The sequence below is a fragment of the Nocardia implantans genome, from assembly GCF_035544775.1.
GTDB lineage: Bacteria > Actinomycetota > Actinomycetes > Mycobacteriales > Mycobacteriaceae > Nocardia > Nocardia implantans.
The window spans coordinates 382,633-396,924 of the sequence record NZ_JAYKYQ010000007.1 but is presented as its reverse complement, the minus strand read 5'-3'; the positions used below and the strand labels follow the sequence as shown (position 1 = coordinate 396,924).

The following is a 14,292-nucleotide window of genomic DNA, read 5'->3' as shown; positions in this document are numbered from 1 at the left end:
GTAGCTCTTGCCTATTACCGCCGGATCAAACCTGGTCGGCGCGGCACGGCAGCAACCTCTCAGCTATCGAGCCTGGTGAACGTGCCGTGCGGCGATATCGACACGGCTGTGGCACGACCGGTTTGAACCGCGGAAGCCAGGCAATGGCCGCGACATGAGCGCACCCAACGCTGCCCCGTCCGCCACCGGACTCCGCGCGACCGAAACGATCGAGATCGTCGATCCCGCCAGCGGAGCCGCCGTCGGCAAGGTGCCGATGACTGATCTCGCGCAGATCGATCGGCAAGTGGGTATGGCAAATCGCGCGCAATCCGCGTGGGCGCGTACTCCGGCGGCCGAGCGGGCCGCCGCCGTCCGTGCCGGCGCCGCTCTGCTGCGCGAGCGCGCCGACGAGTTGGCCGAACTCAACCGGCTCGAAACCGGACGTCCGCGGTCGGAGAGCAAGGAGGGGGTGCTGGCGGGTGCCGCGACGCTGGAGCAATATGCCGAACTGGGACCGCTGCACCGAGGCAGAAGCCTGCAGGGGGCTTTCGAAGCGACCGATCTCATGGTGTGGGAACCGCGCGGCGTCGTCGTCGCCCTGACACCGTGGAACGATCCCGTTGCGGTGTCCTGCGGTTTGCTCGGCGCGGCACTGGTCACCGGAAACACCGTCGTGTACAAGCCGAGCGAACGCGCGCCGCATACCGGAGGTCTGCTCGGTGAGTTGCTGGCCGGCACGCTTCCCGAGGGCGTTCTGCAGACGGTGCAAGGCGACGGAAGGGTGGGCGCGCTGCTGGCCGCGCGGCTGGATGTGGACGTCGTCGCGCATGTCGGCAGCACGGCCACGGGACGGTCGATCGCGCGGAGCGTGGCGAACACGGGCGCGAAGGCACTGCTGGAGAACGGCGGCAACGACGCGCTCGTGGTCGACGCCGGAGTGGATCCCGTCTGGGCGGCCGGCCAGGCGGCCCTCGGCGCGTTCGCGAACTCCGGTCAGATCTGCGTGTCGGTCGAGCGGATCTTCGTACACCGGGACGTCGCGGAATCATTCCTGGCGGCCTTGGTGGCCGAGGCCGAGTCGTGGAAGCCGGCCCCGCTGGTCGACCGGCGCCACCGCGAGCAGGTCCACGCGCAGGTCCGCGACGCGGTCGAGCACGGCGCCGAGCTGTTGACCGGCGGTGTGCTGCCGGACGGCGCCGGTGCGCACTATCCGGCCACCGTGCTGGCACAGTGCGATCCGGCCATGCGGATCATGCGGGAGGAAACCTTCGGTCCGGTCGCGCCGGTGCGAGTGGTGGACACGTTCGAGCACGGCATCGAGGAGGCCGCCACCGACGACTACGGTCTCGCGGCCACCGTGTTGACGCCTTCGATGGCCCATGCCCAGCTCGCGTGGCGGGAACTGCCGGTGGGCACGGTGAAGATCAACTCCGTCTTCGGCGGCGCGCCCGGCGGAGCGGCGCACCCGCGGCGCGCCAGCGGATCCGGCTTCGGCTACGGGCCGGAATTGCTGGACGAGATGACCCAGACGAAGGTCGTGCACCTGCGCGCGGCCCCGAGCTAGGCCACCGGCCCGCGATGTGCGAAGTTCGCGGTCACCGAACCAAGACACGGCTGATTGACCTGGGGTGCGGCGGGTATGGGCACAGACATGCGGGTACTTGTCACCGGGTGGCCCAGCTTCCTGCACGGGGAAGCGACGGCCGGGGACGTGTTGAGCATGAGCCGAGTGTGTGACGCTCTGGCCTCCGCCGCGATCCCGCACGACACGGCGTGGAGCCCGGGGTTTCGTTCCGACGCGATGCATCTGGACGACGCGGACTCCGGACGCTATTCGCACCTCGTTTTCGTCTGCGGGCCCGCGCACGGTGAGCAGGTCCGGTTCCTGCACGAGCGGTACGCGAACTGCAGGCGCATCGCGGTGGGCGTCTCCATCCTCGATCCGGCCGATGCCGCGGTCACCGGGTTCCACCGCATCTTGCCGCGCGACAGTCCGTCCGTGGCGCGACCGGACATCGCGGTCGGGGCGTCCACGGTGAGCGTCCCGGTGGTGGGTGTCGTCTTCGCCCCGGGCCAAGCCGAATACGGCATGGCCCGCAGGCACCGCTCGGTGCATCGCGCGCTGCTGCGGTGGCTGCGCGAACTCGACTGCGCGCGACTGCCGCTCGACACCAGATTGACCTCCGACGACTGGCGGCTGTGCCGCACGCCCGACCAGCTCGCGTCGGTGTTCGCTCGCCTGGACGCGGTGATCACCACGCGGCTGCACGGCATGGTGCTGGGACTGCGCGCCGGTATCCCGGTGCTGGCGGTGGATCCCGTCGCGGGCGGCGGAAAAGTCACCGCGCAGGCGAAGGCGCTGGACTGGCCCGCGCTGGTCGGCGCCGAGCAGACCGCCGACACAGGCGCGTTCGATCAGTGGTGGCGCTGGTGCCTGGCGCCCGCGGGGCGCGAACGGGCGCGGCGGCGGGAGTTCCCCGTCGCCGACACCCTCACCAGCGACCTGCTCGAGGAACTGCTCGCGGGACGGCCGGCGTGAGCGCGCCGGCGGTGGCGAAGACCACCGTCGTCATCGCCACCCGCAATCGCGCCGCCGAACTGTGCCGAACCTTGACCGAACTGCGCGCACTGCGCCCGGCACCCGCGATCGTGGTGCTGGACAACGCTTCGGTCGACGACACGGCCGACGTGGCGGAGGCGTTCCCCGGGGTGCGCGTTGTCCGGCTGCCCCGCAATCTCGGCGCCGCGGCGCGCAACCTCGGCGTCGCGCTGGCCCGGACGCCCTACGTCGCGTTCAGCGACGACGACTCGTGGTGGGCCGAGGACGCGCTCGGGGAAGCCGAGCGGGTGCTGGACGCCCATCCACGGCTGGGCCTGGTCGCGGGACGCACGCTCGTCGGCGCCGACCACCGTGACGATCCGGTCAACGAACTGATGGCGACCAGCCCGCTCGGGCATCCCCCCGGGCTGCCGGGCCCGTTGGTTCTCGGCTTTCTCGCCTGCGCGGCGATCGTGCGCAAAGACGCGTATCTACAGGCGTCCGGGTTCAGCCCGCTCCTGCATTTCGGCGCCGAAGAACGGTTGCTGTCACTCGACATGGCGGCGTGCGGCTGGGACCTCTGTTACGTGGCGCGGGTGCGCGCCCATCACCACCCCTCGGCGCGGCGGCCGCCGCAGGCGTGGCGCAGACGGGCCGAACAGCGCAACAACGCGTTGATCGCCTGGATGCGCAGGCCGCTGCGGCGGTGCGCGGCCGAGTCCGCGAGCCTGCTGTGCCGGACGGTGCGCGACCCGGGAACGGTGCTGGCGTTCGCCGGGATCGTGCGCCGCCTGCCCAGGGCGCTGGCGCAGCGGCGCAGGCTGCCGCCGGAGATCGAGCGCAGGGCCAGAACTCTGGAACTCGCCCACGGAAGGAAGTGACGGATGCCAACGGAACGGATGACGGTCGTCATCATCACCCGCAACCGGCGCGAGCAACTGCTGCACACCCTCGCCCACATGACCGCGCTCGCCGACGCGGCCCCGATCATCCTTGTCGACAACGATTCCACCGACGGAACGGCCGACGCGGTCGCCGCGGCGTTCCCTTCCGTGCAGCTCATCCGCTCGGCGGACAACCTGGGCGCGGTGGCCAGGAACATCGCGGTCGAGCGGGTGGTCACGCCGTACGTGGCGTTCTGCGACGACGACACCCGCTGGCAGCCGGGCGCGTTGACCCGCGCGGCCGATCTACTCGACCGGTATCCGGGCCTCGGCTCGGTGACGGGACGCTGCCTGGTCGCCCCCGACCTCCGCGAAGACCCGATCACGCCGGAACTGCGCTACTCGCCGGTCGCCGGGCCCGACTGGCTGCCAGGCCCCGCCCTGCTCGGCGTGATGGCGGCGCTGTCCGCCTTCCGGGTCAGCGCGTTCCGTCAGGTCGGCGGGTTCTCCCGGCGCCTGTGGTTCGGTGGGGAAGAGGAACTGCTCGCGCTCGACCTCGCGGCGTACGGCTGGTGGATGTGCTGGGTGGAGGACATCGTGATCCACCACGAGCCGTCCACCACCCGGGACCCGACCCATCGTCGCCGCCTCGGCATCCGGAACACGCTGTGGACGCTGTGGTTGCGCCGCCCGGCCCGCAGCGCCGCGCGGCGGACCGCCGTGGTGCTCAGATCGGCCCCGGCCGACCTGACGACCGCGGCGGCCGTTCTCGACACGCTGCGCGGGATGCCGTGGGTGCTGCGCGAACGAAAAGTCCTGCCGCCGCGAGTGGAGGCGGGGCTCGTTCTGCTGGAAGAATCCCAGCGCCATTCCGCCGCGCGGCGCTATGTGGGCTGACGCCCGTTTCGCCGGCCAGGATCCCTCCGGTGCCACTATCCCGCCACGGTGCCGACACCCCGGCGCGCTTCCCGCGCGAGGGCGCGGTCGCGTTGTTCCTCGAACCGGGGAATGCGCACGTGCTCGAGGTCGTCCAGGAAGGCGGCGAGTCGTTCCCTGGCTTGCTCGCCGCGCGGACCGAAGTCGTCGCGCTCGAATACGTTCCACTGCCGGATGACCGGTTGCAGCACTTCTTCCGAATGCTGGCGCAGATCGTAGATGCCGTGTTTGGCCATGAGGACGCCGTTGCGCCGAAAGTTGGGCATGCCGGTGCCGGGCATCCGGAAATTGCGCACGATCAGGTCGATCGCTTCGATGGCCTGATCGGGCACCAGATCCAGGGCCGCGGCGCACATGCCGCGGTAGAAGATCATGTGCAGGTTCTCGTCGGCGGCGATGCGTTGCAGCATGCGGTCGGCGACCGGATCGTCGCAGACGGCCGCCGTGTTGCGATGGCTGATGCGGGTCGCCAACTCTTGAAAGGACACGTAAGCCACCGAGAACAGGAATCCGCCGTCACCGGAGGTGTCCGTGCGCTCCATCGGCGCGGCGAAACCGTGGGACATGTGCGCCATACGGTCGTTCTCCAAGGCGACCGGGTCGACAGCCCGGGTGACGACGAGGTAGTCGCGCAGGACGATGCTGTGGCGGGCCTCCTCGGCGGTCCATCGTCCCACCCACGAGCCCCACGCGCCGTCTCGGGAGAAGTTCGCGCTGATCTCGCGGTGATAGGAGGGAAGATTGTCCTCGGTGAGCAGATTCGTGATCAAAGCCGCCTTCGCCACGTCCGACAGTCGCGATTGGCTCGGGTCCCAATCGATTCCGCCCAGCATCGCGAAGTTGTGTCCCGCGTCCCACGGCACGTAGTCGTGGGGATGCCACTCCTTGACCATGGACAGGTGGCGGTCCAACGCGGCGCCCGCGAATTGTTCCAGTTCGGTGAGAATCTCCAGCTGTGTCAGATCACGCGCCAACGTCGTGTCCGCCTTTCTTTTGCGCATGGTTCGGAAGGAGAGGTGATCGATAACGGCTCGGTCCGGGCGTGACCGGCGACGACCGGTGCCGGACGGGCAGCGCCGGGGGAGTGCGGTTGTTCAGGCGGTGACGGTGTCGATGCGGTCGGCGGGTGCGACGAGCGTCAGGCCGCCGTCGTAGCGGCGATACATCAGACGGCCGCGTCCCGACGCCGAGTCGGTGTAGAACAGCGACGGCAAGCCGTATTCGCATACCCGTGCCACGGCTCGGGTTTCGGTCAGCTCCGGGGCCGGGCGGGGATTGATGGTGACCAGTCCGGGAGTGCCCGCGATCCAGGGCGGGGTATGAACGCTGTGCTGGCGCGCCATCCGCAGCCCGAACGGCCCTGCGCGGTGGACGACGGCGTCCTCTCCGGTCTCGGCATCGGTGAACAGATGCGCGTCGTAATCCATCGCGTCCATGATCGCCGCCGCCGCGGGCAACCCGCAGGTCATCAGCGCGACGACCTTGCGGCGGACCAGTTCGCCCGGACCGGGGGCGTCCAGCGGCCGACGACCCGGATCCGGCCACGGACGCGACTCCCACGTCTTCTGCAACGCCTTGATCTGCCGTTCCAACCGCACCAGCGTCGGCAACGCGTCACCACGGCGTCGCGCCAGTGTCTGGATGCGTGCCGGCGTGCCGCCGACGGACAGATTCACCTGGACGACCATCGGGCCGTCGTCGTGATCGGGCCCCGTGATCCGCAGGCGGGCGCTGCCCGCGGCAGGGAAGCGCGACAGCAGACGGCACACGGTGCCGGCGAAGCGCTCCCGCTCGAGTGCGGGCACCCGGCCCGCGGCGAACACGGCGACTTCCGGGAACGACGTCGACGACCACGCCTCCGACACCAGCGACATCCCATCCTCCACTGCTCTCGCCCCACCGACTCACCTGGCACGACTGTGCCCGCGGCGCGCGGCGTGGCCGTAGGGCCGAAAGTCCGCTGCGCCGGTTACTTTCCGCACCGGAGAGTCCCTCGGTGTCCGGTAGTTCAGCGCGGATCGCCCGGCGACCGCGGCCGGTCACGGTGTGCCGCCGCAGGGGGTGCGGCGCTGGTCCTACCCCGGATCGGCGGGGAGTCAGCGGAGCGCGGGGTGGCGTGCCGGCCCGCTCACTCGACGCGCCCGGCCGGTTCGCCGGAACGCGCACCGGCGAGTCGCGGCAGCCGCAGTGAGGTGGCCGGACGGTTGTATGCCCATTGGGCGACGGCGACGACGGCCGAGCCCAGCGAGGTGACCCCGGCGAGCAGGGGCCAGTGGGTGAGTCCCGCGGTGTTGTAGGAGACCTGCCGCACCCCCGGCGCGATCAGGCTGCCGTTGCCGAACGCCCAGCTGGTCACCATGCCGACCTGCCCGCCGAAGTCCGAGGAGCGCGCGAGCATGGCGCGCAGCTCGGGAGCCTTGCTGTTGACGTAGAGCACGGTGAGCGCGACCAGCGCCGCGGTCGTCACCGCGCACGCCGTCGCCGCGCGCGCCAGGATCTCGGTGCGCAGCCGGAGATTCACCGCCACCACGCAGACGGTCATGACGATCGCGCCCGCGGACAGCAGCGCCAGGGCGCCGCTGATCCGCGCGGTGGGCGGTTGCGTCGCCGACCAGACGTTGAGATACGAGGTGGTCGCGGTGATCCGGCCGAAGGCATTCGCACTGGCTCTGCCGTCGGCGCCCGCCGCCATGAGCCACGGCTGGAACAGCAGGATCAGCGTGACGAGGCTGCCTGCCGCGGCGCCGAGATAGCCCCGGTGGCCGTGCAGCGCGGGCCGGGATGCGCGCGATGCGCCGAGCCGTCCCGGCGTCGCGTCCGGTACTCGCTCGAGCCGAAAGTCCTTCGCTGACCAGGGAGTTGGCTGCACGTCGCTCCGAAATCGAGGATCGGTTCGCTGCGGAACCGAGGCGGACATGGCGATCCCCGGCTGCGGTCGTCCTCGGGCACGGTGCTCAGCAGGGTTCTCCGAACACTAGGAGCTGCGCAATGGCCGGAAAATGATTGCGATCAACGGGATTCTGAATCCTCCGAGTAAGCGGTTACCGAAGAGGTCGCGACGACGTACCCGCGGTCGGACGGGTCCATCGGTGCCGTCGGAAGTCTCTTCGGTCCCGGCGCTGGTTGTGACCGACGCCTTGCCGTGGGACGCGAGCTGCCCGAATCCGTTACTAAGTCGCAACTTTCGTGCAATCCACCGCGTCCGCACCCTTGGGCACGGCGCGACCGGACCCGGTCCGCGACTGGGCGCTGTCTCGAAATGTGTTGTAGTGCAAGCTGAATCGAACAGCATCGATAAGAACTACGCCCGCGTCATCGTCGAGGTCCGCGGCACCGTTCGGCCCGACCGGCAAACGGGCGAAAGGTGATTCGGGAGCGCCAGGGGAGATACAGTACGGGCCGTGACAGAGCACCGATCGCCCCTCGGCGGGGATCGCTCGCAGGACCTCGGAGTGCCGCGTTCGCTGGACCTCCGCTCCGCCGATTGGTCGAGTTCCGATGAGACCCTTGCCCGGCTGTTCCAACGCGTCGAGGCGTATGCCATGGACGCACGCGAGTGGTATTCGCGGGACGGTCTGACGAAGCGGCGGGCCAGCCTAGCCCTCACCGCGGCGCTGATCGTGCTCGGCCTACTCGGAATCCTGGTGCCGCTGCTGACCACCGCGGGCGTCGACGCCATCAACCCGAGCTGGGGATACATCCTGCTCGCCTGCGCCGCAGGAAGCCTGGCATGCGACCGGCTCTTCGGCGTGTCCACCGCGTGGATGCGCGACCTCCGCAGCGCCCAGTCGATCAACGCGATGCTGTGCGACTTCCAGCTCGAGTGGGCTTCCGTCTCGCGCGCGCCCGCGAACTCGAACGGAGAGATCGACCGCAGGATGGGCCTGCTGCGGGACTTCTCCTACCGGGTCAACGAGGTGATCGCCCATGAAACCGACAGCTGGACCGGGCAATTGCAGCTGTCGGCGCACCCGCGGATGAGCAGACTCGATCGAAGGTGACGCCGGGCGGCGCGTGGAGAAACTCCGGCAGGCGATGGGGGCGCCAGGCCCGCGGCGGAGCGGACCTGGCGCTTCATCGGCACGTCGCCGGCCACGGGAGGATCAGGACGCCAGGTCCACGGTTCGGGGCGCGGCTGGAGCGACACGATCGGGTGCCGGCTCGGTAAGCGGACGCGCGCGCACCAGACCGACCATCACCGCCGCGATGAGAGCGGCGAGCGCGAACACCACGAAACCCCAGTTCGACACCTGGTGGGAGACCAGGACGCCACCCAGCCATGGGCCGAAGACGGCTCCGGTGCGGCCGATGCCCGCGACCCAGCCGAGCGCGGTCGCCCGGATGCTGGGCGGGTAGTAGGTGCCCACGCTGGCGTAGATCAGGGTCTGCGCGCTGAACAGGAAACCGCCCGTGAGGAATACGTTGACGTAGGTGACGACCAGCGGCATGTGGACCGCGAGCAGTCCGATGCCGACACAGGTGATCGCGAACCAGATGACGGTGACCCGGCGCGGCCCGAACAGATCGGCCAGGCGTCCGGCGACCAGCATGCCGACGATGCCGCCGATATTGATCACGAGCAGGAAGCTGATGGCCGACCCGAGGTTGTAGCCGTGGCCGCGCATCATGGTCGGCAGCCAGGTGTTCACGCCGTACACCAGCAGCAGGCCGCCGAACGACGCGATCCAGAACAAAGCCGTCGTTCCCCGCAGCGCCGGGGTGAACAGCGCGGTGACTTTCGCGCGCCGCTGCTGTGAGCCTGCTTCCGGTGCGAACGCCGCCAACGAGACGCCGAACCTGTTCGCGATCGCCTCGGCCTTCTGCTGTTTGCCCGAGGCCAGCAGGTAGGTCAGCGATTCCGGCAACAGGAACAGGATGGCGGGCAGTGCGATCACCACCGGCGCAGCGCCGAACCAGTAGACCGAGCGCCAGCCGAGGGATTCCACGATCGTCATCGCCACGGCGCCCGCGATCGCGCCGCCTGCCTGATGGGCCGTCATCAGCACGGTGACGCTGAGGTTCTTGCGATGCGCGGGAGCGTATTCCATGACCAGCGCGATGGCGGTCGGCAGCAGGCCGCCGAGGCCGATGCCGGCGAAGAAGCGGGCCGCGCCGAAGATCTCGACGTTGGGCGCCGCGCCGCAGACGGCCGCGGCGACGGTGAAGATCAGCACGCCGGCGGCGATAATCTTGCGGCGGCCGACGCGGTCGGTGATCAGGCCCGAACCCAGGGCGCCCAGCAGCATGCCGAAGGTGTTGAGGCTGCCGATGTCGCCCGCGATGGCGGGTGTCAGGCCGAAGCTTTCGTCCTTGAGGACACCGGGCAGCGTGGCGCCGTAGACGAACAGATCCAGGCCGTCCAGCAGGACGAGAAACCAGCAGAGCGTCGTCACGCGGATCGACAGTCGGCCGCCGGCGGAAGCCGCGCGGCCGTTCGGTTCAGTCGAGGACAACATCGTCCCTTTCATCCATGGGGTACTTCATGTGACGCACGCTACAGCGTTGGAGATGTCGCGCACAATATTGCTGAAGAAATTGTTAACAATTATTTCGGTCAGTGGTCCGCGGCCAGTTCCTCGGCCGTCGGGGTGCCGTGCGTGTGGAACGATTCGATGGTCTTCAAGCCCCACGCCTGCCCCTTACGGCGCTCGGCCTCGGTCCAGTCGACGCGCTTCCAGTCCGGCGCGAGAATCAGCCGGGCGCCGGCGTTGCACAGCTCGACGCGATTGCCGCCGGGTTCGTAGACGTAGAGGAAGAACGTCTGCTGGATGGCGTGCTTGTGCGGGCCGGTCTCGATGAACACGCCCTGGTCCAGGGCCACGTCACAGGCCCGCAGGATGTCGGCGCGGCTGTCGGCCGCGAACGCGATGTGGTGCAGCCGCCCCGAGAATCCCAGATGGTCGCGGGTGTAGACCAGGTCGTAACTCTTGTTGGTGAAAGTCGTCCAGCTGCCCGCGACGGTGCCGTCGTCCAGCACGATCTGCTCGGTGACCATGCCGCCGAGCGTGTCGACCAGGAAGTCGCGATTGTCGGCCGGGCTGCGCCCGAGGAAGTTGACGTGATCGAGTCGTCGCGCCGGAACTCCGCCACCTGGATAGGCGCGGGCCTGGTTCTTCAGGGCGGGCCGGGTCTCCTCCTCGGCCAGGTGCCACTCGGCCTCGTAGTAGAGGCCGAATTCGTGCCCGTCCGGATCGGTGAACACATAGGTGGGCCCGAAGCCGGGTTCGCCGTCGGTCCAGCCGATGCCACGGCCAGCCGCTTCCAGCGCCGCGACCCGCCGCGTCAGCGCCTCGGGGCTGGACGCCCGCAGATAGGTGCGCCCGATGCCGGAACGTTTGCGCGCGCTGAGCGTGACCGTATGGTGCTGATAGTCGTCCCAGGCATGCAGGTAGACGTCGTCGCCGTCGGAGCCGACGACGCGCAGGCCGAGGAAGTCGACGAAGAACGCGATGCTCTCGTCGAGCTTCGGGGTGAACAGCTGCACGTGCGCCAGATGCGCGATGTCGTGGCCAGGTGCCATGGTGATGTCCTCCTTGACGAACAGGCGCCTCAGGTGCGGGGGAAAACCGAACCGGTGAACAATTTGCGAGCGGTGCGGACCACCCCGGAGCGACGCACCAGCGGCGGGAAGACGCTGGTGTCGACGTCGACATCGACTCGAAGCCGCCCGGACGGATGTTCGACATCCACCCGTTGCGGACCGGCGGGCCAGTCCGCGGTGAGGTCGTAACCGACCGCTCCCGGCGTTCTCATCGCGGTGACCGCGCTGATCGCCGCGAACACGCCGATCGAGGTGTGTGGCTGGACCGGGATGAACGAGCGCGCGCTCACCTGTCCGCCGTCGCGGGCGGGAGCGACCAGCACCGTCTTCGGTACCGACGATCGCGCGACATCGCCCAAGCCCATCAACGTCGCCGCCTGGCGGCGCACGCGGTCGATCCGGGTCAGCAGTGCGTCGTCATCGGCTAGTTCGGCCTGCGACTCGTATCCGGTGATGCCGAAACTCTCGGCATCGGCGACGATCACCGGCATGCCGTTGTCGACACAGGTTACCTGCACGCCGTCGACGGTGTCGGCCGGGCTACCGGTCGGAAACAACCCTGACGTGGCCGATCCCGTGGTGTCCTGGAAAGCCAGCAACACTGCGGCAGCCGTACCGGGCACGCCGTCGATGCGGGTGTCACCGGCGTATATCGGGCGACCGTCGCGCACCGGGAATGTCGCGGTGGCGGTGGCGCCGGAGTTGACCAGGTGGATGCGCACCGTGCACTGGTCACCGACCGCGCGCACCATCCCGGACTCGACCGCGAACTGTCCGACGCCGGCCAGGATGTTGCCGCAATTCTGCCGGTCGGACACGGTCGCCTCGGCGACGCCCAGCTGGAGGAACAGGTAGTCGACGTCGACGTCGGGCCGGGCCGACGGCGACACGACGGCCACTTTGCTGGTCAGTGAGGTCGCGCCGCCGATGCCGTCGATCTGCCGTGGATCGGGCGTGCCCATGATCCGGAGCAGCAGATCGTCGCGGGCGGCGGGATCGGCGGGCAGATCGTCGGCGCGGAAGTACGCGCCCTTGGATGTGCCGCCCCGCATCCACACGCATGGAACGCCCGCGTCCGGCGCCGTCACGCCCGTTCTCCCGCGGCCAGGTAGTCCTCGTAGGAGAGGTAGGTGATGCCGAAATCGCCCAGGCGATCCCGCAGACCGTAGCGGTCGAGGCCGAGCTCACCCGCCTGGAAGGCCGCCCGGGAGGCTTCCTCCTTGGCCAGCCGTGCGGCCGCGGCCGCCAGCACATCGGGCACATCCGCGCGCGGCACACAGGTCACGCCGTCGTCGTCGGCGACGATCACGTCCCCGGGATGGATCACCTGTCCTTCGACGACGACCGGCACGTTGATCGCACCGGCGGTCGCCTTCACCGACCCCTGCGCGCTGACCGCCGCCGACCAGGCGGGAAAGTTCATCTCGCGCAGCTCGGCGACATCGCGCACCCCGCAACCGAGCACGACGCCGCGCACGCCCCGCCGCTGCAAGGCGGTGGCGAACAGCTCGCCGAACAGTCCGTCGGTCGAGGGCGAGTTCGTCGCCACGACCAGCACGTCGCCCGGACGGCACTGCTCGACGGCGACGTGGATCATCAGGTTGTCGCCCGGCCAGCACAGGACCGTGACGGCGGTGCCGCCGATGCGGGCGCCCGGCCAGGCGGGCCGCAACCGCGGGCCGAGGTAGCCGACCCGGCCTGCCGCCTCGTGCACGGTCGCGACACCGTACTCGCCGAGTCGAGTCGCGTCCTCGAGCGCCGCGCGGGGGTGGCCGGTGACCACAATCGATTTCATCTTTTCTCTCCTGAAGGTCGAGTACTGTCCGGGCCGGGCCCGTTCGCGATCGCGCGCAGCGCGTCGCGGGTCGCGGTGGCGCTGTGCGGGGTGACACCGAGGTCGGTGAGCTGGGCGGCGGCCGCCGCCATCTCCTCGGCGCGACGGGCGGCGTGCAGATAGGTGCCGTCGATCAGCCGGTCCAGGGTTTGCTCGTCGAAGCCGCGCAATTCGGCGGCGATGTGCGAGCGGAACCAGTCGGCGCAGCCCGCGGCCTCGGCTCCCGCCAGGCCCTCGACCACCGCCGCGGCGAGGCCTTTGTATACGACGCTGCGCAGCAGTTTGCGGGAACTCGCGGCGCCGACCGGGCCGGCCACCACCGTCACCGTGACGCCGAAGCCCCTCATCAGCTCGGCGAAACGTGGCGCTCCCGGCCCGGAAACCGACATCGGCGTGTGCAGGCCGGTGCCGGGCACCGGAGCCATGATCGCCACGTCGACCAGCTCGGCGTCGACGCGGGCGGCCTGTTCGGCGAGCCGCGCCTTCAGCGCCGGTGCGCAGGTGTTGGCCTCCGCCCACAGCGTGCCCGCCGCCAGCGCGGGCAGGCCGGCGCGCAGCGCGGCCTCCGCCTGTTCGGCGGTGGTCAGGCTGAACACCAGCTCGGCGTCGCGTACCGCGTCGGCTTCGTCGGCCCGCTGCGCCACACCGTGCGGGGCGTGGACTTCCGGGTCGAATCCCCGCACGTCGGCGCCCGCGACGACCAGGTCGCGAGCGAATTCGGCTCCGGCTTCCCCGAATCCCAGGACGGCGACCCGCACCGGCGAGGTCATGACAACCGGTCGGTCACGTGGGGGTAGTGGCGTACGAACGCCTCGGCCTTGGTCTCGTGCGGCAGGCCGAGATTCGGCCCGGCATTGCGCTTGAGCTGTACGCCGCGGCGATCGGCGAGGTCCTCGTAGTAGGTCCACATGTGCTGCTGGGCGCCCAGGCAGCGCATGGCCTTGCGCTTGAGCTCGAACACCTCGGTGATGTCGAGCAGGACGTCGGGGCGGAATTCCGACATCTCCGACTGGTGCGGCTCGAAGCTGAACACCGGCGGCGCACCTAGCGGCTGGCCCGGCGCGTCGTATCCCACCGCCTGCGCGAGGATTCTGGCGTTCAAGGCCATGCGCGCCGCGGCCGGATGGTCGCCGTTGTAGGGGTCGACCAAGGTGTGCGTCAGAACCACCGTCGGCCGGGTCTCGCGGTAGATGTGCACCAGCTGGTCGGTCAGCTGGCGCGACTCGATCAGGGGGTAGTCGCCCGCGTCGAGGAAACGGATGTCGGCTCCGAGCACATCCGCTGCCGCCTCGGCTTCGCTGCGGCGTAGCGCCTTGATCTCGTCGAGCTGCTTGCCTTCGCGCCACGCCTTGGCCGATTCGCCGCGCTCGCCGTAGCTCAAGCACACCACGGTGGCGCGCTCGCCGCGCGAAGCGGCCAGCGCGATCGCGCCACCGGCGCGCCAGACGAAGTCGCCGGCATGGGCGCTGACCACCAGTAGCGACTCGGATGTGTTCTCGGGCATCGCCTCACCTCACGTGTTCTCACCGAACGGGTCACGGGCGCGGCGGCGCGCCCGTGACCGAGGGTAAGTGGA

14 protein-coding genes are annotated in these 14,292 nt (G+C 69.7%); 5 read left to right on the top strand and 9 right to left on the bottom strand.

What is annotated here, in order from left to right; genetic code table 11:
* Window positions 1–154: 154 nt before the first annotated feature.
* From U3653_RS19360 to U3653_RS19345, 4 genes are all read left to right on the top strand, one after another.
* Entirely contained in the window at window positions 155–1,546 is a 1,392-nt protein-coding gene (locus U3653_RS19360) for an aldehyde dehydrogenase family protein (RefSeq protein WP_195081078.1), read from the top strand.
* 75 nt (window positions 1,547–1,621) lie between these two features.
* Window positions 1,622–2,521, top strand: a complete 900-nt coding sequence (locus U3653_RS19355) for a polysaccharide pyruvyl transferase family protein (RefSeq protein WP_324722411.1) — start codon at window positions 1,622–1,624, stop codon at window positions 2,519–2,521.
* A complete protein-coding gene (locus tag U3653_RS19350) occupies window positions 2,518–3,402 on the top strand; it encodes a glycosyltransferase family 2 protein (RefSeq protein WP_323124284.1) in 885 nt (294 codons plus the stop codon). The genes U3653_RS19355 and U3653_RS19350 overlap by 4 nt, the downstream gene beginning before the upstream one ends.
* Before the next feature lie 3 nt (window positions 3,403–3,405).
* Window positions 3,406–4,302: a glycosyltransferase family 2 protein gene (locus U3653_RS19345; RefSeq protein WP_195081079.1), complete on the top strand. Its 897-nt coding sequence runs from the start codon at window positions 3,406–3,408 to the stop codon at window positions 4,300–4,302.
* A 35-nt stretch (window positions 4,303–4,337) separates the two neighbouring features.
* On the opposite strand, the gene U3653_RS19340 is transcribed toward U3653_RS19345, so the two are convergent.
* From U3653_RS19340 to U3653_RS19330, 3 genes are all read right to left on the bottom strand, one after another.
* Window positions 4,338–5,315, bottom strand: a complete 978-nt coding sequence (locus U3653_RS19340) for an acyl-ACP desaturase (RefSeq protein WP_195081407.1) — start codon at window positions 5,313–5,315, stop codon at window positions 4,338–4,340.
* Window positions 5,316–5,435: 120 nt separating this feature from the next.
* Window positions 5,436–6,215 (bottom strand): sigma 54 modulation/S30EA ribosomal C-terminal domain-containing protein, encoded by a 780-nt coding sequence (locus U3653_RS19335; RefSeq protein ID WP_195081080.1) that lies wholly within the window; start codon window positions 6,213–6,215, stop codon window positions 5,436–5,438.
* Between the two features lie 254 nt (window positions 6,216–6,469).
* The gene (locus U3653_RS19330) at window positions 6,470–7,210 is read right to left on the bottom strand and encodes a hypothetical protein (RefSeq protein ID WP_195081081.1); all 741 of its coding nucleotides are present in this window, start codon (window positions 7,208–7,210) and stop codon (window positions 6,470–6,472) included.
* 532 nt (window positions 7,211–7,742) lie between these two features.
* Here U3653_RS19330 and U3653_RS19325 point away from each other — a divergent pair.
* Window positions 7,743–8,342, top strand: a complete 600-nt coding sequence (locus tag U3653_RS19325) for an SLATT domain-containing protein (protein ID WP_195081082.1) — start codon at window positions 7,743–7,745, stop codon at window positions 8,340–8,342.
* Window positions 8,343–8,444: 102 nt separating this feature from the next.
* On the opposite strand, the gene U3653_RS19320 is transcribed toward U3653_RS19325, so the two are convergent.
* The 6 genes from U3653_RS19320 to U3653_RS19295 form a co-directional block, all read right to left on the bottom strand.
* Window positions 8,445–9,734 (bottom strand): MFS transporter, encoded by a 1,290-nt coding sequence (locus tag U3653_RS19320; protein WP_323124283.1) that lies wholly within the window; start codon window positions 9,732–9,734, stop codon window positions 8,445–8,447.
* Between the two features lie 161 nt (window positions 9,735–9,895).
* Window positions 9,896–10,861, bottom strand: a complete 966-nt coding sequence (locus U3653_RS19315) for a VOC family protein (RefSeq protein WP_195081084.1) — start codon at window positions 10,859–10,861, stop codon at window positions 9,896–9,898.
* Window positions 10,862–10,890: 29 nt separating this feature from the next.
* Window positions 10,891–11,970, bottom strand: coding sequence for a 4-oxalomesaconate tautomerase (locus U3653_RS19310; protein WP_323124282.1), 1,080 nt, complete (start codon window positions 11,968–11,970; stop codon window positions 10,891–10,893).
* On the bottom strand, window positions 11,967–12,677 hold the full coding sequence (locus tag U3653_RS19305; protein ID WP_195081086.1) for a 4-carboxy-4-hydroxy-2-oxoadipate aldolase/oxaloacetate decarboxylase: 711 nt from the start codon (window positions 12,675–12,677) through the stop codon (window positions 11,967–11,969). The genes U3653_RS19310 and U3653_RS19305 overlap by 4 nt, the downstream gene beginning before the upstream one ends.
* Window positions 12,674–13,486, bottom strand: coding sequence for a DUF1932 domain-containing protein (locus U3653_RS19300; RefSeq protein WP_195081087.1), 813 nt, complete (start codon window positions 13,484–13,486; stop codon window positions 12,674–12,676). The genes U3653_RS19305 and U3653_RS19300 overlap by 4 nt, the downstream gene beginning before the upstream one ends.
* Window positions 13,483–14,220 carry a PIG-L deacetylase family protein gene (locus U3653_RS19295; protein WP_195081088.1) on the bottom strand — a complete coding sequence of 246 codons (738 nt, stop codon included), beginning with the start codon at window positions 14,218–14,220 and terminating at the stop codon, window positions 13,483–13,485. The genes U3653_RS19300 and U3653_RS19295 overlap by 4 nt, the downstream gene beginning before the upstream one ends.
* Window positions 14,221–14,292: the final 72 nt, after the last annotated feature.

Excerpts from the sequence above, each read along its gene's own strand:
- U3653_RS19360 (WP_195081078.1), top strand. The coding sequence starts at position 155 with ATGAGCGCACCCAACGCTGCCCCGTCCGCCACCGGACTCCGCGCGACC.
- U3653_RS19355 (WP_324722411.1), top strand. The coding sequence starts at position 1,622 with ATGGGCACAGACATGCGGGTACTTGTCACCGGGTGGCCCAGCTTCCTG.
- U3653_RS19345 (WP_195081079.1), top strand. The coding sequence starts at position 3,406 with ATGCCAACGGAACGGATGACGGTCGTCATCATCACCCGCAACCGGCGC.
- U3653_RS19335 (WP_195081080.1), bottom strand. The coding sequence starts at position 6,215 with ATGTCGCTGGTGTCGGAGGCGTGGTCGTCGACGTCGTTCCCGGAAGTC.
- U3653_RS19315 (WP_195081084.1), bottom strand. The coding sequence starts at position 10,861 with ATGGCACCTGGCCACGACATCGCGCATCTGGCGCACGTGCAGCTGTTC.
- U3653_RS19305 (WP_195081086.1), bottom strand. The coding sequence starts at position 12,677 with ATGAAATCGATTGTGGTCACCGGCCACCCCCGCGCGGCGCTCGAGGAC.
- U3653_RS19300 (WP_195081087.1), bottom strand. The coding sequence starts at position 13,486 with ATGACCTCGCCGGTGCGGGTCGCCGTCCTGGGATTCGGGGAAGCCGGA.
- U3653_RS19295 (WP_195081088.1), bottom strand. The coding sequence starts at position 14,220 with ATGCCCGAGAACACATCCGAGTCGCTACTGGTGGTCAGCGCCCATGCC.